Annotated in this window: 24 protein-coding genes; 12 read left to right on the top strand and 12 right to left on the bottom strand. The window is 71.6% G+C overall.

Going from position 1 to position 26,261, the window contains the following annotated elements:
- Nucleotide 1: 1 nt before the first annotated feature.
- The 4 genes from efeB (at nucleotide 2) to ACN9M0_RS18645 (ending at nucleotide 4,851) form a co-directional block, all read left to right on the top strand.
- The gene (efeB, locus tag ACN9M0_RS18660) at nucleotides 2–1,270 is read left to right on the top strand and encodes an iron uptake transporter deferrochelatase/peroxidase subunit (RefSeq protein ID WP_426403916.1); all 1,269 of its coding nucleotides are present in this window, start codon (nucleotides 2–4) and stop codon (nucleotides 1,268–1,270) included.
- 66 nt (nucleotides 1,271–1,336) lie between these two features.
- Nucleotides 1,337–2,272, top strand: a complete 936-nt coding sequence (pheA, locus tag ACN9M0_RS18655) for a prephenate dehydratase (protein WP_366037561.1) — start codon at nucleotides 1,337–1,339, stop codon at nucleotides 2,270–2,272.
- A 486-nt stretch (nucleotides 2,273–2,758) separates the two neighbouring features.
- The gene (gene serS / locus ACN9M0_RS18650; RefSeq protein ID WP_366037562.1) at nucleotides 2,759–4,048 is read left to right on the top strand and encodes a serine--tRNA ligase; all 1,290 of its coding nucleotides are present in this window, start codon (nucleotides 2,759–2,761) and stop codon (nucleotides 4,046–4,048) included.
- On the top strand, nucleotides 4,045–4,851 hold the full coding sequence (locus tag ACN9M0_RS18645; protein WP_366037563.1) for an HAD family hydrolase: 807 nt from the start codon (nucleotides 4,045–4,047) through the stop codon (nucleotides 4,849–4,851). The genes serS and ACN9M0_RS18645 overlap by 4 nt, the downstream gene beginning before the upstream one ends.
- A 130-nt stretch (nucleotides 4,852–4,981) precedes the next feature.
- Here the strand turns inward: ACN9M0_RS18645 and ACN9M0_RS18640 are convergent, their stop codons facing one another.
- Both ACN9M0_RS18640 and lpdA read right to left on the bottom strand, forming a co-directional pair.
- Nucleotides 4,982–5,617, bottom strand: coding sequence for a rhomboid-like protein (locus ACN9M0_RS18640; RefSeq protein WP_399696269.1), 636 nt, complete (start codon nucleotides 5,615–5,617; stop codon nucleotides 4,982–4,984).
- An 89-nt stretch (nucleotides 5,618–5,706) separates the two neighbouring features.
- Entirely contained in the window at nucleotides 5,707–7,110 is a 1,404-nt protein-coding gene (lpdA, locus tag ACN9M0_RS18635) for a dihydrolipoyl dehydrogenase (protein ID WP_366037565.1), read from the bottom strand.
- A 123-nt stretch (nucleotides 7,111–7,233) separates the two neighbouring features.
- On the opposite strand from lpdA, the gene ACN9M0_RS18630 reads away from it, so the two are divergent.
- Nucleotides 7,234–7,914, top strand: coding sequence for a FadR/GntR family transcriptional regulator (locus ACN9M0_RS18630; protein WP_426403915.1), 681 nt, complete (start codon nucleotides 7,234–7,236; stop codon nucleotides 7,912–7,914).
- Nucleotides 7,914–9,281: a CynX/NimT family MFS transporter gene (locus ACN9M0_RS18625; RefSeq protein ID WP_426403914.1), complete on the top strand. Its 1,368-nt coding sequence runs from the start codon at nucleotides 7,914–7,916 to the stop codon at nucleotides 9,279–9,281. Before ACN9M0_RS18630 ends, ACN9M0_RS18625 begins: the two co-directional genes overlap by 1 nt.
- A 7-nt stretch (nucleotides 9,282–9,288) precedes the next feature.
- Here ACN9M0_RS18625 and ACN9M0_RS18620 read toward each other — a convergent pair whose 3' ends face one another.
- From ACN9M0_RS18620 to ACN9M0_RS18605, 4 genes are read right to left on the bottom strand one after another with little or no spacing between them, the layout of a single operon-like run.
- On the bottom strand, nucleotides 9,289–10,008 hold the full coding sequence (locus tag ACN9M0_RS18620; protein ID WP_366037568.1) for an ABC transporter permease: 720 nt from the start codon (nucleotides 10,006–10,008) through the stop codon (nucleotides 9,289–9,291).
- Nucleotides 10,009–10,022: 14 nt separating this feature from the next.
- Complete coding sequence (locus ACN9M0_RS18615; RefSeq protein ID WP_366037569.1) at nucleotides 10,023–10,934, bottom strand: ABC transporter ATP-binding protein; 912 nt, start codon at nucleotides 10,932–10,934, stop codon at nucleotides 10,023–10,025.
- Complete coding sequence (locus ACN9M0_RS18610) at nucleotides 10,931–11,821, bottom strand: ABC transporter permease (protein ID WP_366037570.1); 891 nt, start codon at nucleotides 11,819–11,821, stop codon at nucleotides 10,931–10,933. The genes ACN9M0_RS18615 and ACN9M0_RS18610 overlap by 4 nt, the downstream gene beginning before the upstream one ends.
- On the bottom strand, nucleotides 11,818–12,774 hold the full coding sequence (locus ACN9M0_RS18605) for an ABC transporter ATP-binding protein (RefSeq protein WP_426405313.1): 957 nt from the start codon (nucleotides 12,772–12,774) through the stop codon (nucleotides 11,818–11,820). Before ACN9M0_RS18605 ends, ACN9M0_RS18610 begins: the two co-directional genes overlap by 4 nt.
- A gap of 251 nt (nucleotides 12,775–13,025) precedes the next feature.
- Here ACN9M0_RS18605 and ACN9M0_RS18600 point away from each other — a divergent pair, with 251 nt between their 5' ends.
- The 6 genes from ACN9M0_RS18600 to ACN9M0_RS18575 all read left to right on the top strand — a co-directional run bounded on the left by ACN9M0_RS18600 (nucleotide 13,026) and on the right by ACN9M0_RS18575 (nucleotide 19,510).
- Complete coding sequence (locus ACN9M0_RS18600) at nucleotides 13,026–13,871, top strand: M24 family metallopeptidase (protein WP_366037571.1); 846 nt, start codon at nucleotides 13,026–13,028, stop codon at nucleotides 13,869–13,871.
- Nucleotides 13,871–15,664, top strand: a complete 1,794-nt coding sequence (locus ACN9M0_RS18595) for an SDR family oxidoreductase (protein WP_399696265.1) — start codon at nucleotides 13,871–13,873, stop codon at nucleotides 15,662–15,664. Before ACN9M0_RS18600 ends, ACN9M0_RS18595 begins: the two co-directional genes overlap by 1 nt.
- 104 nt (nucleotides 15,665–15,768) lie before the next feature.
- The gene (locus ACN9M0_RS18590) at nucleotides 15,769–16,743 is read left to right on the top strand and encodes a MerR family transcriptional regulator (protein WP_399696264.1); all 975 of its coding nucleotides are present in this window, start codon (nucleotides 15,769–15,771) and stop codon (nucleotides 16,741–16,743) included.
- A 100-nt stretch (nucleotides 16,744–16,843) separates the two neighbouring features.
- The gene (locus ACN9M0_RS18585) at nucleotides 16,844–17,386 is read left to right on the top strand and encodes an RNA 2'-phosphotransferase (RefSeq protein ID WP_366037573.1); all 543 of its coding nucleotides are present in this window, start codon (nucleotides 16,844–16,846) and stop codon (nucleotides 17,384–17,386) included.
- Nucleotides 17,387–17,401: 15 nt separating this feature from the next.
- Nucleotides 17,402–17,854 (top strand): hypothetical protein, encoded by a 453-nt coding sequence (locus ACN9M0_RS18580; RefSeq protein ID WP_366037574.1) that lies wholly within the window; start codon nucleotides 17,402–17,404, stop codon nucleotides 17,852–17,854.
- 78 nt (nucleotides 17,855–17,932) lie between these two features.
- Complete coding sequence (locus tag ACN9M0_RS18575) at nucleotides 17,933–19,510, top strand: aldehyde dehydrogenase family protein (protein ID WP_366037575.1); 1,578 nt, start codon at nucleotides 17,933–17,935, stop codon at nucleotides 19,508–19,510.
- A gap of 185 nt (nucleotides 19,511–19,695) precedes the next feature.
- Here ACN9M0_RS18575 and ACN9M0_RS18570 read toward each other — a convergent pair whose 3' ends face one another.
- Genes ACN9M0_RS18570 through ACN9M0_RS18545 form a run of 6 tightly spaced genes read right to left on the bottom strand, consistent with a single transcriptional unit; the run spans nucleotide 19,696 to nucleotide 26,212 of the window.
- A complete protein-coding gene (locus ACN9M0_RS18570) occupies nucleotides 19,696–21,999 on the bottom strand; it encodes a M20/M25/M40 family metallo-hydrolase (protein ID WP_426405312.1) in 2,304 nt (767 codons plus the stop codon).
- A 25-nt stretch (nucleotides 22,000–22,024) separates the two neighbouring features.
- A complete protein-coding gene (locus tag ACN9M0_RS18565; protein WP_426403913.1) occupies nucleotides 22,025–22,894 on the bottom strand; it encodes an alpha/beta fold hydrolase in 870 nt (289 codons plus the stop codon).
- Between the two features lie 2 nt (nucleotides 22,895–22,896).
- Nucleotides 22,897–23,643, bottom strand: coding sequence for a thioesterase II family protein (locus ACN9M0_RS18560; protein ID WP_366037137.1), 747 nt, complete (start codon nucleotides 23,641–23,643; stop codon nucleotides 22,897–22,899).
- Nucleotides 23,644–23,652: 9 nt separating this feature from the next.
- A complete protein-coding gene (locus tag ACN9M0_RS18555; RefSeq protein ID WP_116159924.1) occupies nucleotides 23,653–23,844 on the bottom strand; it encodes an MbtH family protein in 192 nt (63 codons plus the stop codon).
- Complete coding sequence (locus ACN9M0_RS18550) at nucleotides 23,841–25,136, bottom strand: MFS transporter (RefSeq protein WP_426403912.1); 1,296 nt, start codon at nucleotides 25,134–25,136, stop codon at nucleotides 23,841–23,843. Before ACN9M0_RS18550 ends, ACN9M0_RS18555 begins: the two co-directional genes overlap by 4 nt.
- Nucleotides 25,137–25,162: 26 nt before the next feature.
- Complete coding sequence (locus tag ACN9M0_RS18545) at nucleotides 25,163–26,212, bottom strand: cupin-like domain-containing protein (RefSeq protein WP_366037135.1); 1,050 nt, start codon at nucleotides 26,210–26,212, stop codon at nucleotides 25,163–25,165.
- Nucleotides 26,213–26,261: the final 49 nt, after the last annotated feature.

Raw genomic sequence — 26,261 nt, 5'->3', positions numbered from 1 at the left:
CGTGACCGACAGCGAAAACCTCGATCTCTCCCGTCGGCGCCTGCTCGGCACCGTCGGCGCGGCCGGCGCGGCCGGCCTCGTCGTCGGCGCGGCGGGGGGCGCCGGGATCTCCGCGGCCCTGTCCGGCGACGACACCGCCGGTACCGGAGCGGGCGGCGCCCCGGCCCTCACCACCGTCGGCTCGACCGCGGTGATGTTTCACGGGAAACATCAGGCCGGCATCACCACCCCCCTCCAGTCCCGCGGCCATCTGATCGCCTTCGACCTCGCCCCGGGCGCCGGCCGCAAGGAGGCCGCCGCCCTGCTGCGCCGTTGGTCGGCCACGGCGAAGGTTCTGATGTCGGGCAAGGCCCCGGCCGAGGACACCGGAGTCGCGCTCGACGCGGGCCCCTCCTCCCTCACGGTCACCTTCGGCTTCGGCCGTACCTTCTTCGACCGCACCGGGCTCGCCTCGCGCCGTCCCGCCTCGCTCGACCCGCTGCCCGCCTTCTCCGCCGACGCCCTCGACCCCCGGCGCTCGGAGGGCGATCTGTGGGTGCAGATCGGCGCCGACGACGCGCTCGTCGCCTTCCACGCGCTGCGCGCCGTGCAGAAGGACGCGGGGGACGCGGCCCGGGTGCGCTGGCAGATGAACGGCTTCAACCGCTCGGCCGGCGCCACCGCGAAGCCGATGACCGCCCGCAACCTGATGGGGCAGGTCGACGGCACCGGCAATCCGAAGCCCACCGACGCGGACTTCGACCGGCGGATCTTCGTCCCGGCCGGGACCGGCGGGGCGCCGGAGTGGATGGCCGGCGGCTCGTACGCGGTGGTGCGCCGGATCCGGATGCTGCTGGACGACTGGGAGAAGCTGCCGCTGGACCGGCAGGAGAAGGTGATCGGGCGCCGCAAGTCCGACGGGGCCCCGCTCACCGGCGGCTCCGAGACCACCGAGCCCGACCTGAACAAGTTCGGGCCGGACGGGCAGCTGGTGATCCCGGACAACGCCCACTCCCGGATCTCCGCCCCCGAACAGAACGGCGGGGCGGCGATGCTGCGCAGGCCGTTCTCCTTCCACGACGGGATCGGACCGGACGGGACGCCGGACGCGGGCCTGCTCTTCGTCTGCTGGCAGGCGGACCCGCTCAGGGGCTTCGTCCCGGTGCAGCGCAAGCTCGACCGGGGCGACGCGCTGTCCGCTTTCATCCGCCACGAGGCGAGTGGCCTCTTCGCGGTCCCGGGCGGCCCCGCCGAGGGCGAGTACGTCGGCCAGCGCCTCCTGGAGGCCTGACGGGTGACCGGGACGAGCCCCGCCAGGTCGGCCGCCCGGGGCGGCGCCGACCATTAGGGTGACGTCATGTCCGCCACCCGGTACACGTATCTCGGCCCCGAAGGCACCTTCACTGAGGCGGCGCTGCGCACGCTGCCCGAGGCCGCGACGCGGGAACTCGTCCCCATGGTCTCCGTCCCGGCCGCCCTCGACGCCGTACGGAACGGGGAGGCCGCCGCCGCGCTCGTCCCGATCGAGAACTCGGTCGAGGGCGGGGTGACCGCGACCCTGGACGAGCTGGCCTCCGGCGAGCCGCTGATGATCTACCGCGAGGTACTCCTCCCGATCGCCTTCGCACTGCTCGTCCGGCCCGGGACCAGGATGTCGGAGATCAAGACGGTCACGGGCCACCCGGTGGCCCAGCCGCAGGTCAGGAACTGGCTGCGGGCGCACCTGCCCGAGGCGGTGTGGGAGTCCGCGGCCTCCAACGCGGACGGGGCCCGGCTGGTGCAGGAGGGCCGGTTCGACGCCGCCTTCGCGGGGGAGTTCGCGGCGGCGACGTACGGCCTGGAGGCTCTGGTCACCGAGATCCACGACGCGGAGAACGCCGAGACCCGGTTCGTGCTCGTGGGCCGGCCGGCCCGGCCGGCGGCTCCGACGGGCGCGGACAAGACCTCGGTGGTGCTGTGGCTGGGTGACGATCATCCGGGTGCCCTCCTCGAACTGCTCCAGGAATTCGCGGTGCGCGGGGTGAACCTGATGCTGATCCAGTCCCGGCCCACGGGAGCGGGGATCGGGAACTACTGCTTCGCCGTGGACGCCGAGGGCCATATCTCGGACCGGAGGGTGGGCGAGGCGCTGATGGGCCTGAAGCGGATCTGCCCCAAGGTGCGGTTCCTCGGTTCGTACCCGCGGGCGGGTGTGGCGGTCGAGGACGTGGCGGCGCTGCGGCGCGGGACTTCGGACGGGGAGTTCATGTCGGCCTCCGACTGGCTGGCGAGGGCCCAGGACGGTCGGGCCTGACCCGATGGTGACCGAACGCTCCCGACGGCGGGAGCGTTCGTCCACAGGTACGAACCACTAGTCCTACCTGCATACTTTTCAGTTACCCACAGAGGTTATCCACAGGCACTGGCGAAGCCTGGGGACAAGTCGACACCGCACGGAGACAAGGTCGACAAATCGGCCCACTCACCCCCCGCCAGTCCGTGCGCCGTCCACAGCGCCCCACTGACGCCCTCGTCAGCGCCCTTCTGGCGACCCACTCGTTGGAGCGAGCAATTCCCACCCAAATGAGTGCGTCAATGGTGTTTGATCACGGAATTCGCAGGCGCGACGAGGGAAATCCTCGTGATCTTCCCCGTAGTCCACAGATCTTCCGCACAGCCTGTGGATAAGTGAATGCAGGCACCCCGGCACGAGGATTTCCCCCGCTCTCAATTCGGGCGAAACAACACGCGCACCGTTATCCGGTGGGGGCAGGCGAACGCGCACCGGTAGCCTGGTGGGGTGATTGACCTTCGCCTGCTCCGTGAGGACCCCGACCGTGTTCGCGCCTCCCAGCGCGCCCGTGGAGAGGACGTCGCGCTCGTCGACGCCCTGCTCTCCGCCGATGAGCGGCGCAGGTCGTCCGGCGTCCGCTTCGACGAGCTCCGATCCGAGCAGAAGGCGCTCGGCAAGCTGATCCCCAGGGCCACCCCCGAGGAGCGCGCCGAGCTCCTGCAGAAGGCCGAGCAGCTCAAGACCGACGTCAAGGCCGCCGAGGCCGAGCAGAACGAGGCCGACGAGACGGCCAGGCAGCTGCTGCTCCAGCTCGGGAACATCGTCCACGCGGACGTCCCCGTCGGCGGCGAGGAGGACTTCGTCGTCCTCGAGACGCACGGCACCATCCGTGACTTCGCGGCCGAGGGCTTCGAGCCCAAGGACCACCTGGAGCTGGGCGAGGCGCTCGGCGCCATCGACGTCGAGCGGGGCGCCAAGGTCTCCGGCTCGCGCTTCTACTACCTGACCGGCGTCGGAGCCCTCCTGGAGCTCGCCCTGGTCAACGCGGCGATCGCCCAGGCCACCGAGGCCGGCTTCATCCCGATGCTGACCCCGGCGCTCGTCCGTCCGCGCGCCATGGAGGGCACCGGCTTCCTCGGCCAGGCCGCGGAGAACGTGTACCACCTGGAGAAGGACGACTACTACCTGGTCGGCACCTCCGAGGTCCCGCTCGCCGCGTACCACATGGACGAGATCATCGAGGCCGACAAGCTGCCGCTGCGGTACGCGGGCTTCTCGCCCTGCTTCCGCCGCGAGGCCGGCACGTACGGCAAGGACACCCGCGGCATCTTCCGCGTCCACCAGTTCGACAAGGTCGAGATGTTCTCGTACGTCGCGCCGGAGGACGCCGAGGCCGAGCACAAGCGGCTCCTGGAGTGGGAGAAGCAGTGGCTGACCTCCCTGGAGCTGCCGTTCCAGGTCATCGACGTCGCCACCGGTGACCTCGGCTCCTCCGCCTCCCGCAAGTTCGACTGCGAGGCGTGGATCCCGACGCAGGGCAAGTACCGCGAGCTGACCTCCGCGTCGAACTGCGACAGCTTCCAGGCCCGCCGGCTCTCCGTCCGCATGCGCGACGAGCAGGGCGGCAAGAAGACCGTGCAGCCGCTGGCCACCCTGAACGGCACGCTGTGCGCCGTACCGCGCACGATCGTGGCGATCCTGGAGAACCACCAGCTGCCCGACGGTTCCGTGCGGGTGCCCGAGGTGCTCCGGCCGTACCTCGGCGGCCGTGAGGTCCTGGAGCCGATCGCCAAGTGAGCCCCTTCCCCTACCGCCTGGTCGCGACGGACCTCGACGGCACGCTGCTGCGGGCCGACGAGTCCGTCTCGGACCGCACGCGGGACGCGCTCGCCGCCGTGACGGCGGCGGGTGCCGCGCACATCGTGGTCACCGGCCGGGCGGTGCCCTGGACCCGGCACATCCTCGACGACCTCGGCTACCAGGGGATCGCGGTGTGCGGGCAGGGCGCGCAGGTCTACCACGCCGGTGAGCACCGGCTGCTGACCTCGCTGACCCTGGACCGGCAGCTCGCGGGGCTCGCCCTCTCCAAGATCGAGGCGGAGGTGGGCCCGCTGGCGCTGGCCGCCAGCCGTGACGGTCTGGAGGGCGAGGTCCTGATGGGCCCCGGCTACCTGGCGCAGGAGGGACCCCTGCCGTACGTGGCGTACGAGGACCCGGCGGAGCTGTGGTCGGCGCCGCTGACCAAGCTGTACATCCAGCATCCGACGCTGTCCGACGACGAGCTGACCCGGGTCGCCCGGGAGACGGTCGGCGGACTCGTGGACGTCGTCATGGCGGGGCCCGGCATCGTGGAGATCCTCCCGCTCGGCCTGAGCAAGGCGACCGGACTGTCGCTCGCGGCGCGCCGGCTCGGCGTGAAGGCCGCGGAGACGATCGCCTTCGGCGACATGCCCAACGACATCCCGATGTTCGGCTGGGCTGCGCACGGCGTGGCCATGGGCAACGCGCACGAGGAGCTGCGGGCGGTGGCGGACGAGGTGACGGCCTCCAACGAGGAGGACGGCATCGCCCTCGTCCTGGAGCGCCTGCTGTCGGCCTGACCTCCCGAGTCCCGTAAGAAGGCCCGCCCCCCGAGGGGAGCGGGCCTTCTCGGGTTCACGGCCCGCGCGGACCGGGGTCCGCGCGCTCGAAGCGGCCGCACCCGGGGGATCCCCCGTGTCCCCCGTACAACTAGTGTGCGCCGGGCGGACGTTCGACGGCGACTGGTTTTCCCCGGGTCGGATCTCCACCGGTCGGCGCCCCGCGGGTCAGCGGGTAGCAGGCCAGGCCGATCGCCAGCGAGATCGCGTGGCCGAGGTCGGTGTAGGTGCGGTCGGTGGCGAGCGGCACGAGGAAGAACGCGAGCGCTCCGGCGAGGTAGAGCCAACGCCAGGGGGTCGGCAGCCGGTAGGTCAGGATCCCGGCCGAGGCGGCGAGGCCGTAGCTGACGCCGATGTCGACGACGTGCGCCATGCTGCGCGGGACGTCGTGGAGCTGGATGGCCGCCAGGACCACCTGCTGGCTGATGAGCGTGGCCGCGATGTGGGCGGTGGCGACGGTGAGCAGCCATTTCGGGGTGCCCAGCCAGCGCTCCACGGGGGCGTGGAAGACCTCGAAGAGCACCGCGTACAGGAGGAGGTCGGCGGGATCCTCGATCCAGAAGGCACTGCCCAGCAGGGCCCGCATCGGGTGGTGCGCCAGCTGGTGGAGATTGCTGCTGTTGCGGTGGAGGAGGTACGTCTCCAGGCCGTGGGGGGACAGCGCGATGACGAGGCTGGTGATCGCGATGACCGCCAGCCACACATGCGTGCCGGGTGACGAACGCACCCACGACCTGATCGGCCGGGACGGTTCGCCACCCGGTGAGGTTTTACTCGGCACCTTTCAGTGCCTATCACCCGAAGCCGGGAGAAACCTCAGAAATTGATCATGTGTCCGGCAATACCGTGGATCGCTTCCTTCACGGCCTCGCCCAGCGTCGGGTGCGCGTGCACGTTCCGCGCGACCTCGTGGACCGTGAGGTCCCACTGCTGGGCCAGCGTCAGCTCGGGCAGGAGCTCGGTGACGTCGGGGCCGATCAGGTGGGCGCCGATGATCTCGCCGTACTTGGCGTCGGCGACGATCTTCACGAAGCCGGTCGAGTCGCCGAGGCCGTGCGCCTTGCCGTTCGCCATGAACGGGAACTTGGCGACCTTGACGTCGTAGCCCTTCTCGCGCGCCTGGGCCTCCGTGTAGCCGAAGCTGGCGATCTGCGGCTGGCAGTAGGTCGCCCGCGGGATCATCGGGTAGTCGAGCTCCATCGTCTCGGCGTCCGCGATGGTCTCTGCGGCGATGACGCCCATGGCCTCGGCGGTGTGCGCGAGCATCAGCTTCGCGGTCACGTCGCCGATGGCGTAGATGTGCGGCACGGAGGTGCGGCAGCGGCCGTCGACGTCGATGGCGCCGCGCTCGGTGAGGGCGACACCGGTGTTCTCCAGGCCGTAGTTGGAGACGTTCGGCGCGAAGCCGATGGCCTGGAGGACCTTGTCGGCCTCCAGGACCTTCTGGACGCCGTCCTTGCCGGTGACGGTGACGCGGACCTGCGGGCCGGACTCGTCGATGGCCTCGACCCGCGTCGAGGTGAGGACGTCGATGCCGAGCTTGCGGTACTGCTTCGCGAGCTCCTTGGACACCTCCTCGTCCTCCAGCGGGGCCATCCGGTCGAGGAACTCGACGATGGTGACCTTGGTGCCGTAGTTGTTCAGCACGTACGCGAACTCGATGCCGATCGCGCCGGCGCCCGCGATGATGATCGACTGCGGGGCGTCCTCGGCGAGGATCTGCTCCTCGAACGACACGACGCGGTCGCTGAGGGCGGTGCCGGGCAGCAGGCGCGCGGTGGCGCCGGTGGCGATGATGCAGTTGTCGAAGGCGATCGTCTGCGTGGTGCCGTCGGCCTTCGCCACCTGGAGGGTGTTCGCGTCGAGGAAGGTGCCCCGGCCGTCGAACTCGGTGATCCCGTTCTTCTTCATCAGGAAGTGGACGCCCTTGACGCGGCCGTCCGCGACCGTGCGGCTGCGGTTGAACGCCTCGCGGTAGTCGAAGGAGACCGTGCCGTCGACCTTGATGCCGAAGGTCTTCGCCTCGTGGTTGAAGATGTGGGCGAGCTCGGCGTTGCGCAGCAGCGCCTTGGTGGGGATGCAGCCGACGTTCAGGCAGACACCGCCCCAGTACTTCTCCTCCACGACCGCGACCCGCTTGCCCAGCTGGGCGGCGCGGATGGCGGCGACGTAGCCGCCGGGGCCAGCTCCGAGTACGACGACGTCGAAGCGGTCTGACATGACTGACTCCCGAGGGTGATGAGGGTGTTCGGTCCGCGTACGGCCCCACAGTAGTCCGCCGCCCCCTGCGCGGTCAGTTGTAGGATGACTGGGCAACCGGGCGAATAAAGGAGTACGGGCGGCATGGCGGCACTCAAGGCGGCGGGGCGGACCTCGCTGGTGGACTCCGTGGTGGAACAGCTGCGTACGCAGCTCACCGGCGGGGAGTGGGCGGTCGGCGACCGCATCCCGACCGAGCACGAGCTCGCGCAGCAGCTCGGCGTGGGCCGCAACACCGTCCGCGAGGCGGTCCGGGTCCTCGTCCACGCCGGCCTCCTGGAGTCCCGCCAGGGCAACGGCACCTTCGTCAGGTCGACCGCCGATCCGGCCGCCGTCCTGCGCGGGGTCCGGCACGCCGGCGCGGCCGACGTCCTCGAACTGCGGGTCGCCCTGGAGGCCGAGGCCGCCCGGCTCGCCGCCGCCCGGCGGGACACCCACGACCTGCTGCGGCTGCGGGCCGCCCTGACCACCCTGCGCGAGGAGGGCGACCGGGACGCGGACGCGGACCTCGCCTTCCACCTCGCGATCGTCGGCGCGACCCACAACGCGGCCTTCGTCGAGGTCTACCGCTTCTTCTCCGCGCAGGTGCACGAGGTCCTGGTGGAGGCCCTCGGCGACCGGGAGATGCCGCCGGTCGACATCGACGCCCACGAGGCCCTGGTGGCGGCCGTCGAGGCCGGCGACCCGGAGGCGGCGGAGCGGCAGGCCCGCGAACTGCTGCGGGTGCCGATGGAGACGGTCGCGGCACTGACGGAGCGCTCCTGATGGGCACCGAGACGCGTACGGAGGAACAGGGCAGCACGCTCGTCGACGCCGAGGGGTCGGCCCGCGCGCTCGTCGACGCCGAGGGGTCGGCCCGCGCGCTCGTCAACGCCGAGGGGTCGGCGCGCGTTCTCGTCGATGCCGAGGCCGGGGTCCGGCGGTCGGCCGAGGGGGTGGCGGCTCGGCGTGCGCTGCTCGCGCATCCGGCGGTGCTGCTGGTCGGCATCGTCCTCGCCTCGCTCAACATGCGGGTCGCGCTCGCGAGCGTGGCGCCGCTGGTCGGCGAGATATCCGACGCCTTCGGCCTCTCGGCGACGGCGAGCTCGCTCGTGACCTCGGTGCCGGTGCTGTTCCTCGGCCTGGGCGCCCTGATGGCCCCGCGGCTCGGACGCCGCTTCGGCGCCGAGCGCGTGCTGTTCGCGGCGCTGCTGCTGCTCGGCGTCGGCATCCTCGCGCGCGTCCTGCCGTCCGTGTACGCGCTGTACGGCGGCGGGATCCTCGTCGGCACGGCGATCGCCCTGCTCAACGTGCTGATGCCGGGTCTGATCAAGCGTGACTTCCCGGACCGGGCCGCGTCGATGACCTCGGTCTACACGGGCGCGATGATCGCGGGAGCGACGGTCGCCGCGGCGGCGGCGGTCCCGCTGGAGAAGGCCCTGGGAGGTGGCTGGGAGGCCTCGCTCGGCTTCTGGTCGCTGCTCGCCGCGGTCGCGGCCCTCGCCTGGCTTCCGCAGGTGCTGATCGCCCGCGGCCGGACGGGACACGAGGTACGGGCCGTCCCGGCCGGCGGCGCCCGCCCGGTGAGCGTCTGGCGCTCGGCCCTCGCCTGGCAGGTCACCCTCTTCATGGGCCTGCAGTCGCTGTGGTCGTACGTGCTGATCGCCTGGATGCCGACGATCTTCACCGACCACGGGATGAGCCGCTCCACAGCCGGCGTGATCTTCGCCTTCAACAACCTGATCCAGGTCGCCGGCGCCTTCGCGGTGCCGCTGCTCGCCGGCCGGATGCGCAGCCAGCGCCCGCTGATCGTGCTGGTCACGACGCTGGTCGCGGCCGGTTACGCGGGGCTGATGGTGGCGCCCGTGGAGGGTGCCTGGCTCTGGTCGGCGGTCCTCGGCGTCGGTCAGGGCGGTGCCGTCGGCCTCGCCCTGACCCTGATCGTGCTGCGCGCCGGGGACGCGGTGACCGCGGCCAGGCTGTCCGGGATGGCCCAGACGGTCGGCTATCTGATGGCCGCCGCCGGGCCGCTGGCGGCGGGCGCCCTGCATCAGGCCACGGGCTCCTGGACCCTGCCGATCTGCGTGGTCCTCGCCGTCTGCGCGGCGGCCCTCGCCGTCGGCCTGCTCGCGGCCAGGAACCGCACGGTCTGAGAGCCTCCTACTCCTCGCCGGCCAGGGTCAGCTTGCTCAGCTTCTGGCCGGCGAACCAGGTCGCCACGACCGTGACCGCCACCAGGAGCACCACCGCGGTCGTGAGTCCGACCTCGGAGGTGATCAGGCCGTCGCCGGTGACCTTCTGCGCGAGGGCCAGGGCCCACTGCTGGACGCTGAGGGTCTTGGCACCCGCGATCAGGGAGCCGAAGAGGGCCTCCCACACCAGGGCGTAGACCAGGCCGATCACCACGGCGTGCCGGCTGACCGTGCCGAGGAGCAGGAAGAGGGCGCTGTAGGCGATGGAGGCGACGAGCGCCGCCACCGTGTACGCGACGGCCACCTGCTGGCCGTTGCCGTTGAGGATGAAGCCGGCGATCAGCATCGGGACCGCGGAGAAGACCATGGTCACCGCGATCGCCACGATCAGCTTCGTGAAGATGATCGTGGGCCGCTTCACCGGCTTGGACAGCAGATAGACGATCGAGCCGTCGTCGATCTCGGGCCCGATCGCGCCCGTGCCGGCGATCACGCCGATCAACGGCACCATCGTGGCCAGCCCGAAGCCGCCGAGGACGTCGGCCGCGACCTGGTCGTCCGCGCCGTTGAAGGCGCGGACCGCCGCCGCGATGAGCAGCAGCATGCCGGGCAGCAGGAAGAGGATCAGCGCCCTGCGGCGGCCGAGGAGGGCCCGGTAGGTGAGCCGGGCGACTGTGGGGTTGTACATCGGTCAGGCTCCTTTCAGGCCGCGACGAGGTATGAGAAGACCGATTCGAGGGACTCGTCGGAGGGCGAGACCGTGAGGAGGCGGATCCCGCGCTCCTTGGCGACCTGCGGCAGCAGCTCCGTGAACCGCCCGAAGTCCACCGCCTGGACGCGCAGTCCGCCCTCCGCGTGGTCGACCTCGATCCCGGCCGTGGACGGGTCGGCGATCAGCGCCGCGGCGAGGGCACGGTCGTCGCTGGAGCGGACGAGGTAGCGGTGCGGCCGGTCCGTCATCAGCCGGCGGATCTTGCGGAAGTCACCGGAGGCCGCGTGCCGTCCGGCCACGATCACCTCGATGTGGGAGGCGAGCTGCTCGACCTCCTCCAGGATGTGCGAGGAGAAGAGCACCGTGCGCCCGTCCGCGCCCATCCGCCGCAGCAGGTCCATCAGCTGCATGCGCTGGCGCGGGTCCATGCCGTTGAACGGCTCGTCGAGCAGGAGCACGGACGGCTCGTGGACGAGGGCCGAGGCCATCTTCACGCGCTGACGCATGCCCTTGCTGTACGTGGAGATCTTGCGGTCCTGGGCGTACTCCATCTCGACGGTCGCCAGGGCCCGTTGCGCCTCCTTGGCGCCGAGGCCCTGCAACTCCGCGTTGGCCAGGACGAATTCGCGGCCCGAGAGGAAGTCGTACATCGCCTCCCGCTCGGGGACGACGCCGATCTCGCGGTAGACCGACTCGTTCCCCCAGATCTTCTGCCCGTCGAGGGTGACGCTGCCGGTGGAGGGGTCGAGAAAGCCGCCCATCATGTTGATCAGGGTGGACTTCCCGGCGCCGTTGGGGCCGAGGAGCCCGGTGACGCCCGGGCCCACCGTCATCGTGACGTCATTCACGGCCACGACGTTTCCGAACCAGCGGGAGACGTGGTCGATGTGGAGCGTTGTCACAGCCCGACCTTTCGGTAGCGGCGCATCAGGATGCCGTACGAGCCGGCGATGAGCGCGAGGACGGCCAGCAGATAGACGACGCCGGCACCGGCGCCGGGGCCCCCGCCGTCGGGGAAGCCGGTCGGCGCGCCCAGGAAGGCGGTCTGGACACCGTCGATGAGGGTCATCGGCGAGAACAGGCCGAGCCACACGATGGCGTCCACGTTGTCCGTGGCGTAGGCGATGCCCATGAGGGTGGAGACGGCGCCGTACGAGATCGTCAGGACGGCGATCACGGCGGCGACGCCGAAGCCACGGCGGGGGGTGAGGGCCGCCATGACCAGCCCGATGCCACCGAAGAGCAGCGAGAGCAGGGCCACCGAGACGAGCCCCTGGCCGAACATCTTGGTCTGCTCGGCGAAGTCCATCTTGGCGAGCAGCGAGCCGATCCACATGATCAGCAGCGGGGCGGCGGTGAGGACGAAGAGCGCCGAGGCCATCGCGCCGAACTTGGCGAGGACGTAGTCCGCGCGCTCGATCGGGCGGGAGAAGTACAGCGGCACCGTCCGGAACCGCAGGTCCCGGGAGACGGACTGGGGCGCCTGGGAGGCCAGGTAGATGCTGATGACGACCTGGAGGAAGAGCGCGTACTGCGTGTACTCGATCGACAGCTTCGACTGCTTGGTGACGACCGCGACCGCGACGAAGACCAGCGCCGGGATGCACATCACCGCGAAGAGCACCATCGGCAGCACCTTGGACTTGGCGCTGCGGCCCAGGCCGTACGCGCCGCGCAGCGACTGCGAGAACAGCGACCTGCGCGCGTACGCCCGGCCGAGGCGCGGGCCGTCGTAGGACCGGTAGCCGATGTTGTGGATCTGGGTCGTTTCGGGGGCCTGGGAGCTCATCGAGCCGGCACCTCCTCCTGCTCCGTCGCCTTGAAGACCTCGGCGATGTGGTGGCGGCGCTGTTCCATGCGGACGAGACCGAGGCCGAGGCCGGCGACGGTGTCCCGCACGAGGTCGTACGTCTCCTCGCCGGCCGCCTCCAGGAGCAGGATGTGGCCGGCACCCGGCAGACCGTCCTCCACTCCGGCGTGGATGGTCACACCGGCGACCGCGAGGGCCTCGCGGAGCGCCGCCGTGCCGTCGGGGTGGGCGTCGGAGTCGGTGACCTCGACCGCGAGGGTCGTGGTGGTCCGGGTGAAGTCGCTGGTGGAACTGGAGCGCAGCAGCCGGCCGCCGTCGATGACGACGACGTGGTCGCAGGTGCGCTCCAGCTCGCCCAGGAGGTGCGAGGTGACGAGGACGGAGATGCCGAAGTCGGTCCAGACCCGGCGGATCAGTCCGAGCATCTCGTCCCGGCCGACCGGGTCGAGGCCGTTGGTCGGCTCGTCGAGGAGGACCAGCTTCGGGTCGTGGACCAGCGCCTGGGCCAGCTTCACCCGCTGCTTCATGCCCGTCGAGTAGCCGCCGATCGGGCGGTAGCGCTCCTCGTACAGGCCGACGTGGCGCAGGGTGTCGGCGGTCCGCTCGCGGGCGGCGGTCGCGGGCAGCCCGGACATCCGCGCCATGTGGACGACGAACTCGGTGGCCGAGACGTCCGGCGGGAGGCAGTCGTGCTCGGGCATGTACCCGACGCGCTCACGGATCTCGGGGCCGTGGGTCCGCACGTCCAGGCCCAGGACCTGGGCGCTGCCCTCCGTGGCGGGGGAAAGTCCGAGCAGGATTTTGATCATCGTGGACTTACCGGCTCCGTTGGCACCCACCAGTCCGGTCACACCGGGCCCGATGTCCAGGGAGAGCCGGTCGAGAGCGGTCACCCGGGGGAACCGCTTGCTGAGGCTTTCGGTGGCGATCACAGTCACGCTTCGACGGTAGTGGTGTGCGCCACAGCAGTCGTCAGCCCAACGGCTCGATCCTTCTCCCACTTCAGGAGTACAAGCCCGTAGGGGCGTCGCGACGAAAGTCTTTTTCCACAGGCCGTCGGTCGGTCTTTTCCACAGGGCCGCCGTCCGACCCCTTGACGCAGCCGCCGAGCATTGTCACATTCATCGGTGTCAAGTTACGAACGCGTAGCGCAGCCGGGCGCTCACACGGGACGGCGGGTGGCATGGCCTCAGCAGTGAAAGGCGAACTCTCCGCGGAGCTGCGGGGGTTCAGGGAAGTACAGCGGCTCTCCTACGAGTGCGCGGAAGCCGTCGCGGCCCAGCTCAAGCCGGGAGTGACCGAGCGCGAGGCCGCCCGGATGCAGCGGGAGTGGCTCCACGAGCGGGGCGTGCGGGACTGGTTCCACCGGCCCTTCGCCTGGTTCGGGGACCGCACGGCCTTCGTGGACTTCAAGATCCCGCTGCAGTTCTTCCCCACGAACCGCCGGCTGGAAGCGGGGATGCCGTTCATCCTCGACATGGCGCCGGTCTACAAGGGGTACACGGCCGACATCGGCTACAGCGGCTCCCTGGGTCTCAACCCCCTGCACGACAAACTGCTCGCCGACCTGGAGGCCCACCGCGAGCTGATCCTTCGCGAGGTGCGCGAGCGCCGCACGCTGCGCGAGATATACGAGGACGTGGACCGGCTCATGGTCCGCCAGGGGTACGCGAACCGGCACCGGGCCTATCCCTTCGGCGTCATCGCCCACAAGATCGACCGGGTGAGGGAGCGCCGCTGGGCACCGACGCTCTTCGGCTTCGGCACCCAGGCGCTCAAGGGCCTCGCGAGCGACGCCGTGCACGGCCACCGGGACGGCTGGTCGCCGCTCTGGTCGCCGTACAGGTTCTCCGACCACCCGCCCGTGCCCGGGCTCTGGGCGGTCGAGCCGCACCTCGGATTCCGGGGGACCGGCGCTAAGTTCGAGGAGATCCTGGTCGTCACCGACTCCCGGGACCCCGAGCAGAGCGCCTTCTGGCTGGACGACGATCTGCCGCACGTGCGGCGCTGGAACGAGGGAGCGGTCTGATGGCGGGAATCGCGGGGCTCACCGCGGCGCGGGAGCGCTGGGTCCGGACGGGCGGGATCGAGCTGTGCGTCGCCGAGCTCGGCGACGCGGAGCGGCCGACCGTCGTCCTCGTGCACGGGTACCCGGACTCCAAGGAGGTGTGGTCGGAGGTCGCCACCCGGCTGGCCGAGGAGTTCCACGTGGTGCTGTACGACGTCCGGGGCCACGGCCGGTCGACGGCGCCGGCGCCGCTGCGCGGCGGCTTCACCCTGGAGAAGCTGACGGACGACTTCCTCGCGGTCGCCGACGCCGTCAGCCCGGACCGGCCGGTCCACCTCGTCGGCCACGACTGGGGTTCGGTGCAGTCCTGGGAGTTCGTCACGGTCCAGCGGACCGAGGGCCGGATCGCCTCCTTCACCTCGATGTCGGGGCCCTCGCTCGACCACTTCGGGCACTGGATCAAGCAGCGGATGACCCGGCCCACCCCGCGCCGGGTCGGCCAGCTCCTCGGCCAGGGCGCCAAGTCCTGGTACGTGTACATGCTGCACACGCCCGTACTGCCGGAGCTCGCCTGGCGCGGGCCGCTCGGCAAGCGCTGGCCGAAGGTCCTGGAGCGGATGGAGAAGGTCCCGGCCGGCGACTACCCGACGCCCTCCCTGCCGAACGACGCGGCGCACGGCGCCTGGCTCTACCGGGACAACGTCCGGGCCCGGCTCGGCAGGCCGCGCCCCGACGCGTACGCGCACGCGCCCGTGCAGCTGATCACGCCGACCGGTGACGCCTTCCTCTCCGAGCGGCTCTACGACGACCTGGGCACCTGGGTGCCGGACCTGACCCGGCGCACCCTGCCCGCCAAGCACTGGGTGCCGCGGACCCGGCCGGACCAGCTGTCCGCCTGGATCGCCGAGTTCGTCCGGGCCAACGAGGACGCTGCGGCCAAGGCCCCGAAGCCGCTCGCGACGAAGAGCGGCGTGAAGCCGGAGTACGCGGAGCGGTTCGGCGGCCAGCTCGTCCTGGTCACCGGAGCGGCCAGCGGCATCGGCCGGGCCACCGCCTTCGCGTTCGCGGAGGCCGGCGCCCGGGTGGTGGCCGTGGACCGGGACGGCGAGGGCGCGACCCGCACGGCCGAGATGGCGCGCCTGATCGGCGCGCCGGAGGCCTGGGGCGAGACGGTCGACGTCGCCGACGAGCAGGCGATGGAGAAGCTGGCCGCGAAGGTGGCGGCCGAGTACGGCGTCGTCGACGTCCTGGTCAACAACGCGGGCATCGGGCTCACCGGCTCCTTCTTCGAGACCTCGGGCGAGGAGTGGAAGCGGGTCCTGGACGTCAACCTGTGGGGCGTCATCCACGGCTGCCGCTTCTTCGGCGCGCAGATGACCGCGCGCGGCCAGGGCGGCCACATCGTCAACACCGCCTCGGCGGCGGCCTTCCAGCCGTCCCGGGCGCTGCCGGCGTACAGCACGTCGAAGGCGGCGGTGCTGATGCTCAGCGAGTGCCTGCGCGCCGAACTGGCGGACCAGGGCATCGGGGTGTCGGCGATATGCCCCGGCATCGTCAACACCAACATCACGGCGACCGCGCGGTTCGCCGGGGTCACGGACGCGGCGGAGGAGAAGCGGCGGCAGCAGAAGGCCTCCCGGCTGTACGGCCTGCGGAACTACCCGCCGGAGAAGGTCGCGGACGCGATCCTGGGGGCGGTCCTGCACGACCGGGCCGTCGTCCCGGTGACACCCGAAGCCCGGGGCGCTCACTTCCTGTCCCGGCTCAGCCCGGGAGCCCTGCGGGCCCTGGCCCGCTGGCAGCCGCCGGCGTAGCCCCGGATCCGGGCCCTGACCGGCCGGCAGCCGGCGGCGTAGCGACGGGGCCCGGCCGTGGTGGGAGTGGCGGTCGTACGATCCCTTTCAGGAGGGGCCCCGCCATGGCGGGGTGGAGGATGCGGTCGGTGGGAGCGGGTTTGTCCGAGCAGTCAGCACAGCCGGAGTACCGGATCGAGGATCTCGCCCATCACAGCGGGGCCACGGTCCGGACGATCCGCGCGTACCAGGACCGCGGTCTGCTGCCCCGCCCGGAGCGGCGGGGCAGGTCGAACGTGTACGGGGACGCGCACCTCGCGCGGCTCCGGCAGATCGCCGACCTCCTCGACCGGGGCTACACCCTGGCCTCGATCAAGGAGCTCCTGGAGGCCTGGGACACGGGCCGGGGGCTCGGCGGGGTGCTCGGCCTGGTCGCGGAGGTCCACGGGCCGTGGACGGACGAGGAGGCGGACCGGATCTCCCGCGCGGAGCTGGACGCCCGCTTCGGCGGCACGCCGGACGAGGAGGCCATCCGGGAGGCCGTCGAGCTCGGCGTACTGGAGCGGCTGCCGGACAGGGAGGCCGAGGAGTACCTCGTACCGAGCCCGCAAGAGCTCGCGGTGGCGGCCGAGTTGTACGCGGCGGGTGTGCCGCTGGCCGCAATCACCGGTCATCTGCGGGAGCTTCGCGACCAGGTGGAGCACATAGCGTCCCGTTTCCTGGAGTTCACGACCGAGCACGTCTTCGCGCGCTATCTGGAGCACCGGCCGCCGACGGACGCGGACGCGGCCGAGGCGGCGACGATGGTGCGGCGGCTCCGGCCGCTCGCCCAGCAGACGGTGGACGCCGAACTGGCGCGGGCGATGCAGTTGTTGGCGACCCGGCATCTGCAGATCCACCTGTCCCCCGACGCCCCGCAGGTCAAGGACGATCAGCCGCGTGCGGTGGCCCTTCCGGCCGGGACGATACGGGCCGTTCAGAGCCTGGTCGGCGCGGAGGGCGTCGAGGCCTTCATCGCGGCGGCCACGGAACGAGAAGTCGGCAAAAGGACATTGGACACACTTGCCGCAAAGCACCACAAAACAGGGGAGATTGGTTAAATGCCTTGACCCGACAGGTCCGTTGTCCACAGAATCACCAACTCACCTGTGGATAACTCCACTTGCTTGTGGATCAAACCTGAACGGGGAAGAAAACGAGATGGACGAACGACGCACCGTGAAGGTGTCGAAGTACCTTTCCAAGCATCTGCGCCACCAGCCCGAGCGCATCGGCCTCACCCTCGACGCCCACGGCTGGACCGAGATCGACGCGCTGCTCCGGGCCACCGCCGCGCACGGCTTCCCGATCACCCGCGCGGAGCTCGACCACGTCGTCGCGACCAACGACAAGAAGCGCTTCGCGATCGAGGGCACCCGCATCCGCGCCAGCCAGGGCCACACCGTCGAGGTCGACCTGGACCTGCCGGCCGCCGAACCGCCCGCGTACCTCTACCACGGCACGGTCGCGAACCGGCTCCCCGCGATCCGGGCGGAAGGGCTGCGGCCCATGGCCCGCCACCACGTCCACCTCTCCCCCGACCGGGAGACGGCGACCCGGGTCGGCGCGCGCCGGGGACGGCCCGTCGTGCTGAGCGTCGACGCCGGCGCCATGCGACGGGCCGGGCACGTCTTCCACGTCAGCGCCAACGGGGTCTGGCTGACCGACACCGTCCCGCCGGAGTTCCTCCGCTTCCCGTCCTGAGGCAGGATCGAGTCCATGGCCCACCCCCACCTGCCCAGCACCGAAGCGGCTGTCACCGCGATCCGCGAGATCGCCCGGGAATTCAACCTGGAGATGACGGTGACCGACGACATCGGCGCCGACCAGACCTCCCGGCGCACCTCCTCCGGCGCGTTCGCCGTCCTCGACCCCGACGGTTCGCTGCCGCACGAGGCCTACGTCGAACTGGGCGGCTCCCCCTCGGTCACCGTCCAGGTCTTCCCCGAGGACGACGCCCGCATCACCGTCGACGGCATCGAGTTCGCCGACGTGCCCCGCGACGCCGTCCCCGCCTTCCTGCGCTCCGTCCACGGCGGCCTCGCCCATGTGAAGGGCCGCTTCTTCCCGCCCGGCTGGTGGCTGATCGTGCCGCTCCCCGGCGACGAGACGTACAAGGAACTGGTCCTCGGCGCCTCCCTCACCCCCTGGATGAACAGCAGGGTCCGCTGATCCCCTGCGGCCTGCCCGGTCGCGCAGGTCAACGGCTACTCTGACCCACCGCATCCGACATGGTGAGAGGAATTCCAAGTGGTGGCTCCGACTGCGCTGAACTCGGTGATCGACGGCAAGGAGGTCCCCGGCGGCGGTGACACCTACGCCTCCCTCAACCCGGCGCGCCTGAGCGATGTCGTCGCCGAGGTCCGGCTGGCCGACTCGGCGACCTTCCAGGACGCCTGCGCGTCGGCGCGGGAGGCCCAGCGCGCGTGGGCGCGGGTACCGGCCCCCGTGCGCGGCCAGGTCGTGGGGGCCTTCGGGCGTCTCGTACAGGCCAACAAGGAGAGCCTGGCGCGCCTCGTCACCCGCGAGGTCGGCAAGACCTACGCCGAGGCGCTGGGCGAGGTCCAGGAGATCATCGACACCTGCGACTTCTTCCTCGGCGAGGGCCGCCGCCTGTACGGGCAGACGGTTCCCTCCGAGATGTCCGACAAGCAGCTGTTCACCTTCCGGATGCCGGTCGGCGTCTCCGTCATCGTGACGGCGGGCAACTTCCCGGTGGCGGTGCCGTCCTGGTACATCGCCCCGGCGCTGCTGTGCGGCAACGCGGTGGTGTGGAAGCCCGCCGAGTACGCGGCGGCGACCGCGCGCGCCCTCGCCGAGCTCGCCTGGCGGGCGGGCGTGCCGGCCGGCGTCCTGAACCTGGTCTATTCGGACGGCGAGACGACCTTCGAGGGCCTGGACGCCGCACTGGGCCGCGGTCTGGTGGACAAGGTCGGCTTCACGGGCTCGACGCTGGTCGGCCGGCGGATCGGCGAGCTGTGCGGCCGCCACCTCCAGACCCCGTGCCTGGAGCTGGGCGGCAAGAACCCGATGGTCCTCGCCCCCGACGCGGACCTGGACCTGGCCGTGCAGGCCGCGCTGTTCTCCGGCTACGGCACGGCGGGTCAGCGCTGCACCTCGCTGGGCACGGTCATCGCGCACGAGGACGTGCACGAGGAGTTCGTGCGGAAGTTCGACGAGGCGGTGCGGGCCGCGGCGGTGGGCGAGCCCGCCGAGGGCGTCGTCTACGGCCCGCTGCTCGACGAGAAGTTCGCGCGCTCCTACGAGGAGGCGCTGAGCTGGATCGAGGAGCACCACACGGTGCTGGGTTCGAGCGCGGTCGGCAGGATCACCGCCGAGTCGCCCCGCGAGGGCTTCGTCGGTGACCCCTCGGACGGCCTGTACTACCACCCGGTGCTCGTGGACGGGGTCCGCCCGACGGACCGGATCTTCCTGGAGGAGACCTTCGGGCCGGTCGTCGGCGTCACCACGTACCGGACGCTCGACGAGGCGATCGAGCTCGCCAACACCCCGGGCTACGGCCTTTCCGCCGCCGTCTGGACCAGCGACCCGGCCACCGTGTTCCGCTTCCGGCAGGGCATCGGCGCGGGCATGGTCAGCGTGAACAACTCCACCTCGGGCGCCGAGGCCCACCTCCCCTTCGGCGGCAACGGCAAGTCCGGCAACGGCAGCCGTCAGTCCGGCGTCTGGGTGCTCGACCAGTTCACCCGCTGGCAGTCGATGAACTGGGACTTCTCCGGTTCGCTGCAGAAGGCCCAGATGGACGTGGCGACCGTCGAGGCCGACCTCGACTACCGCCTGCCGGCCGACTGGACCGAGGGCGCCTGACACGACCGGGGCACGACCGGGGCACGACCGGACGGAGCCGGGGCACGACCGGACGGAGCCGGGGCACGACCGGACGGACCGGGCACGACTGAACGGGGCCGGGTCACGACCGGGGCACGACTGAACGGGGTCGGGGCGGTGTTTCACGTGAAACACCGCCCCGGCCCCGCACTTTCGGTGGTCCCTCAGGACTTGTACGTCTGCGTGACGACCGTCCTCGCGTGGCCCACCGTCCAGTCCGGCAGCGCCGCCAGGGCCCGTCCGGCGTCCTCGCCGGTCTTCAGGAAGACCTGGTCGACCTGGATGTCCACGGGACCCGAGTGGTCGACGGTCACCGTGTGGCCGTCGAAGCGGCCGACGACGTCGATCACCGCCTCCTCGCTCTCGAAGGGCCGGCCGCCGACGGAGAGGCCGGGGCCCTTCACCGTGATCCTGACCAGCTCCGCGCGGTTCGCGCCGATCGTGATCCGGACGGGCGCGGTCGCACCTGCCGTGTCGAAGGTGACCTTCCCCTCCGGTACGGACACCTTCCGCGCGGCGAGCCCGCCGTCGCGGACCCGCAGGCCCGTGTCGCGGGCGACCCGGTCGACGACGCCGAGGCCCTCGGGCGTGAGGTAGTCGCGGCCTTCGAGCACGATCCGCGGGTCCTTGCCGTCGGTCTGCTCCTGGAACGCGCTGACCAGCTTGGGGTGCGCGCTGTCGTACGGCTGGACGAGCCCGACGACCAGGAGACCGCAGGCGGTGTACGCGAGCACGGCGAGGCCGGACCGGCGCGGCGGGCGCCCGGCGTGGGCGGCGAACGGCGCGAGGACCAGCGCCAGCGGGACGGCGACCAGCACACAGGCCACGGCGAGGACCGCGTCCATGGGGATGGCGGTCGGCAGCCGGCCCATCATCGGGACGGCCAGCTCGAACAGGTTCCGGGCGAACTGGGCGATCAGCACGAACGACACGAACGCGCCCACGAGCGGCGGCACCGCCCGCCAGCGGCCCGGAAGCAGCAGGAAGCCGCCGAGGGACAGGACGAACAGGGCGGAGCCGATCCACAGCAGATAGCCGGGTCCGACGCCGAGCCAGGCGGTGAGCACTCCGAGCACGCCGACCGCCCAGGCGTTGCCGACCAGGGCCGTACGGGTCGCCGGCAGCCCGGCGCCGTCCGGGGAGCGGCGCCGGCGCCGGCGCGCCAGGAGCAGCTGCGGGGCGAGCGCCCCGAGGACGGTGAGCGGCAGCGGCACCACGTACACCAGCCAGGGGTGCGCGTACCAGGCGTGCGGGCCGATCAGGGACTGGGCACCGCCCACCAGGACACCCGTGAGCACGGCCGCCGGGAGGCCGAGGAGCGCGGCCCCCGCGGTGGCCGCCACCCGGCCGGGACGCAGGTCCCAGACCTGGCGGGCCCGCCAGGTCAGCGCGGCCAGGGCGAGGAGCAGGGCGAGCGTGCCGAGCTTCACGAGCAGCGGGTCCAGGGTCACCCACCAGCGCGACAGGACGTCGAAGTAGTACGGGGCGGGCTTCCGCTCGGCCAGGTCGGCGGACCCGGTGACGCCGGAGGCGAACCGGACGGTCAGGTCGGTGACCGCCTGCGCCGATCCGTCCCCGATCGCGTCGACCCGGTCGTTGGGCGTGTGGTACTGGTAGCCGTCCTCGAAGAGGGCGTAGTCGAGGCCCGACCAGCCCTGGGCGCGCCACACCCGGCTGTCGGTGTCGGAGTTGATGAGACCCGCCTGGAACAGCCACTGGCCGAGGACCGAGCCGTACGGCCGCGCGGTGTCGCCCGCGAGCTCGATCAGCCGGCCGTCGTCCTCGCCCGCCTGGAAGAGGATGGGCAGTCCGCCCGAGCCGACGGCCTCCAGGTTCAGGAACCAGCGGACGTCCTTCGCCCACGGGTGCCCGGTGAAGGCGTCGGCGCCGGTGAGGCCGACCTCCTCGCCGCCGTTGAAGAGGTAGACGACCGTGCGGTGGTGGTCCTTGCCGGCCAGCTGCCGGGCGGCCTGGAGCACCGCGCCGACGTTGATGCCGTCGTCGGCGGAACCGGGGCCCTCCATCGCCGAGTCGACGTGGACGTTCACCAGGAGGGCGTCCTTGCTGTCGCCGGGCTGGCGGGCGATCACGTTCTCGACGGCGTAGTCGACGGCGCGGTCGTGGAAGCGGTACGAGCCGGTGGTGCGCTGCCGCTCCACCTCCAGACCCGGGATCGCCTTCAGCTCTCCGGCGACGAGGTCGAGCCCCTCCGCGAGCCGCGGGCTCGCGGCGACGTGCGTGCCGAGGTCCTCCAGACGCTGGGCGGTGGCCAGGGCGCCCCGGCCGGCCTCCCCGTCGGGTGCCGGGCGGGTCGCCCCGTACGCCAGCGAGAAGGAGACGGCCAGGAGCAGCACCAGGACCGCCCAGGTGCCGGCGAACCGTCTCGTGCCGGCCCGTGCCGGCGGGGCGTCCTCCGCCGGCCGCACGGACGGCGGCGCGTCGGCCGCGCTCGGCCGGGACTTCAGCATGCTCACCGCAGAGCCCTTTCCTCGGTCATTCCCCGGGCTGCGGCAGCTGCCGCAGTTCCCGCCACCACGTGCGCAGTTCGCTGACGACCGTCTCCTCGCGCTCCAGCGTGAGCGCGTGCGCCGCGTCCGGGACGCGGACGAGCGAGGCCTGCAGGCAGGCGCGCTCGATCTCCTCGGCCGTGGCCCGCATGCCGAGCGTGTCGGCGTCCCCGACGAGCACCCGGACCGGCACGTCGAGCTTCTCCAGGCGGTCGGCCGCGGGCTCGGGCCGCACGAAGTCCGGAGTGTCCTTCTGCTGCGTGTAGTTCAGCCGCAGCATCTCGGCGACCGTCTCGCGCACGGCCGCCCGCCCGGGCGCCTGCTCGCGGCCGGGGCCGTCGACGAACAGCCGCACCTCCAGGGCGATCAGCTCCTCGACCGTGCGGGCGACGTCGGCCGGCTCGGCGGTGTCCCAGGCCTCCTCGGCCGCCCCGACGGCTTCGAGCAGCTGGCGCTCCTCGTCCGCGACCGGGGAGTCGAAGCCGGAGACGTCCGGCGCGAGCAGGAAGAGGCCGCGCACCCGCTCGGGGTGCGTGAGGGCGAAGTCGATCGCGAGGCGCGCCCCGCGCGACTCGGCCACCAGCACGGCGGACTCGAGACCGTAGGCGTCGAGGACGCTCCCGAGGTCGGCGAGGTCGGAGAACTCTCCGTCCAGCGTCGTCGTCGACCGGCCGAAGCAGCGGGCGTCGTAGGCGACGGAGTACATCTCGTCGCTCAGCGCCTCCATCAGCGGGTGCCACATCTGCCCGTGGGCGATGCCGGAGTGGAGCAGGACGGCGGCGGGGCCGCCGGCCGGTGCGCCGCTGCTCACGGCGTGGAGGGTGCCGCCGGGAACGGTGAGGGTGCGCGTTTCCATGTTCATCCTTCGATTGACTGCAGGGGGCGGGTGATCGACCCCTGATGGCAGCCGACCACGAACTCGGCGACTTCCGCGACGTGGTGGAGCAGGAACATGTGTCCGCCCTCCCACATCCGGACCGGGCAGTCGCCCTGCCCGTGCGCCGCCCAGGCCGTGAGGCCCTCGACGGGCACGCCGGTGTCGTCGGTGCCCCCGAGGGCGTACACCCGGGCCGAGAGCTCCGGGCCCTCCGCGTACCGGTAGCCCATCGCCATCCGGTAGTCGGCGCGCAGGCCCGGCATGACGAGTTCGAGCAGGTCGGGCTGGGAGAAGAACTCCGGGGGCGTCACCCCGTGCGAGCGGAGGCTGGCGAGGATCTCGGCGTCGGTGGGCACCGGCCTGGGCGGCAGCACCTTCGGCGCCACCATCCCGGACGCGATCAGGCAGTCGACCGGGAGCGAGCGCTCCTGGAGCAGGCGGGCCAGTTCGAACGCGACCAGCGAGCCGAAGCTGTGCCCGAACAGGGTGGTCGGCCGCTCGTCCGTGCCGAGCTCGTCGGCCAGGGTGCGGACGAGCAGCTCCATGTCCTCCAGGGGCTCTTCGAGCATCCGGTGTTCGCGTGCGGGCAGATGGGGTGCCCACAGCTCCACCTCGGGGGGAAGCCATCTGGTCCAGCTCTCGTAGACCGTGCCGTTGCCACCCGCGTAGGGCAGGCACACGATCCGGCTGGTTCCGTCACCGGCGCTGAGCCGTCGGAGCAAGGTCATGGCTGCCGGTCAGCCCCGTGCGCAGCGCGGACGCATGTCGGTCCACACGGTCTCGATGCGGTCGAGGCACTCGTCCTTGCTGGCGGCCGGTCCGTCGGCCTCCCAGCCGGCGGGCAGCTCGCGGTCGCTGCGCCAGATGGAGTACTGCTCCTCCTCGTTGACCACGACGACGTAGTCGGGCTCTGCGGTGGTCACGCTCATGGGGTTACCTCTTCGGGTGTCGGACGTACGGGGGTGAGTACGGGTGCGGATGCGGGTGCCGTGGCCGTGGCCGTGGAGAGCCGGCGGCCGTAGGCGGCGAAGGCGAGGCTGATCGCGATGCAGGAGACCGCGATCACGGCCAGGGTCACGGAGCCGGAGGTCGCCTCCAGGGCGATGCCGGCCACCAGGACGGACAGGGGTTTCAGGCTGAACGCGGCGACCTGCGCGGTCGTCGTCACCCGGCCGAGGAGCTCGTCCGGGGTGAGCCGTGCCCGCAGCGTGCTGTAGACGATCGCGGAGAGCGACTCCCCGCCGCCCGCGAGCAGGACGACGCCGAGGGCCAGCGGCAGCGACGCGGTGCCGCTCAGGACGAGCAGCGCGACGCTGCCGAGGACCGTGCCCGCGCACATGACGGCGACGGAGGCCGTCCTGATCCGCGTGGCGAGCACGGCGCCGGCGATCGCCCCGACGGCGTAGACCGCGATGATCGACCCGAGGACGCCGGGCGACCAGCCGAGGTCCTCGCGGATGAAGTACGTGGCGCAGATGATGATCGGCGAGGTGAAGAAGGTGACCGCCGCCCAGTAGAGCAGCGCCGCCCGCAGCAGCCGGTGCCCGGCGATGAACCGGAAGCCCTCCAGGACCTGCCGGCGCATCGGCGCGGGCGGCTGCTCCCGCGCGGCCTGCATCGGGCGGCGGATCAGCGTCAGGGAGACCGCCGACACCGCGAAGGTCAGCGCGTCGATGCCCAGGGTGCCGGCCCCGCCGATGCCCGTCACCAGGACACCGGCGAGCGCGGGACCGGCGATGTAGCCGAGCGCGTTGCCGATCGACAGGAGCGAGTTGGCCTCGCCGAGCCGGTCGCGGCCGACCAGCGAGGGCACGCAGGACAGGCAGGCCGCCTCGAAGACGGCGTACAGCACACCGACCGGCACGGCCACCGCGTACAGCATCGGCAGCACCGGCAGGCCCAGCCAGGCCGCCACCGGGACCGCGCCGACCAGCAGCGCGCGCCCCACGTCCGACCAGAGCATCATCCGCCGCCGGTCGAAGCGGTCGGCCCAGGCGCCCGCGGGGACGCCGAGCAGCATCATGGGCAGCGCCGACAGCATGGCGATCACGCCCATGTGCAGTCCGGAGCCGGTGAGGGCCAGGACCAGCAGCGGCAGGGCGGTCTTGCTCAGCGCGTCGCCGAGTGCCGAGGCGCCCTGGCCGCCGGCGAACAGCAGGAAGTCGCGGTCCCGCAGCAGGTTGTGGCCCGCGGGGGTGGCCGTGCCCGCCCTCGTACTCACTGGTGTGCTCGCAGGTGTGCTCACGGTCAGGCCCAGTCGTCCCAGTCCTTGGCGCCGGTCACGTTGCGCAGACCGCCCTGGGACTTGAAGTACATCTGCGCCAGGTAGCGCTCGGGGATGCAGGTCAGCCAGCCCAGCGCGTTGTCCTCGCCGACGATCTGGTGGCTGTACGAGATCGAGGTGTCCATGGCCTCGATGGCGTGCCAGTAGCCGCTGGGGACGTACAGCGTCTCGCCCGGGTGCAGGACGGTCTCCTCCACGACCACGTCCTTGAAGCGCGGGTGGCGCGTCAGGTCGGGGCGGCGGTAGTCGACCTGCGCCATGCCGAACTGGCGGCGGAACGGGCGCGGGTACAGCTTGGCGTGCTGGTCCGGGGAGACGAAGTAGCAGCGCTTGCGGCCGACGACCTGGCTCAGGTAGGCCGCGGTCTGCATGCCGTCGCTGTGGAACGGGGTGACGGTGCCCTTGCTGCCGACGAACATCACGGACGCGACCCGGGACGACACGGTGGAGCGCGAGGCCGGCTTGCCGCTGCCGCGGTTGAGGAAGAGCTTGGCGAGGTACAGGCCGAGCAGCCTCGCCGGGTTGACCGTGCCGGCCGGCAGCTTCGCCTTGAAGCGGATGTCGGCCCAGTTCGGCGCCAGGTCGGGGAGGTCGTAGTCCTCTTCGAGGCCCGGGAAGTGCTCGACCATCCGGTGGACCGGGTAGGCGCGCAGGTAGTAGGCGCGGCCGTCGTCGGTGTTCTTCTCGATCTCGTCGAGCAGGGCGGACAGCTTCATCCCGCGGAAGCCGCCGACGTTGCCGAGGATCAGCTCGTTGTCGAGCCGCTGGAGGTTGGCGTGGATGTCCAGGTCACCGAAGTGCTCGCGGAAGTAGTCCAGGCTCCAGCGCTCCATGGCCGGCCAGTTGTCCATCAGGCCGGTGACGATGGCGGGCTTGCGCTTGTAGACGTACTCGCGCTTGAACATCTCGGGGTCGGGGTTGTGGAGCCGGTCGATCGCGTCGGTCTTCACCGTCGCCTCGGGGAAGATCGTGCCCGCGACGGTCGCGTCCTGCTCGGCCTGGTTGATGGTCATCGTGGGTCCTGTTCGTAAGTCTGTGGGGTGGAGGAGGAGGGACTGCGGG

Source organism: Streptomyces sp. R-07, assembly GCF_049913175.1.
GTDB lineage: Bacteria > Actinomycetota > Actinomycetes > Streptomycetales > Streptomycetaceae > Streptomyces.
Note: the sequence above shows the minus strand (reverse complement) of the source record. Positions and strands in the feature narration are given on the sequence as shown.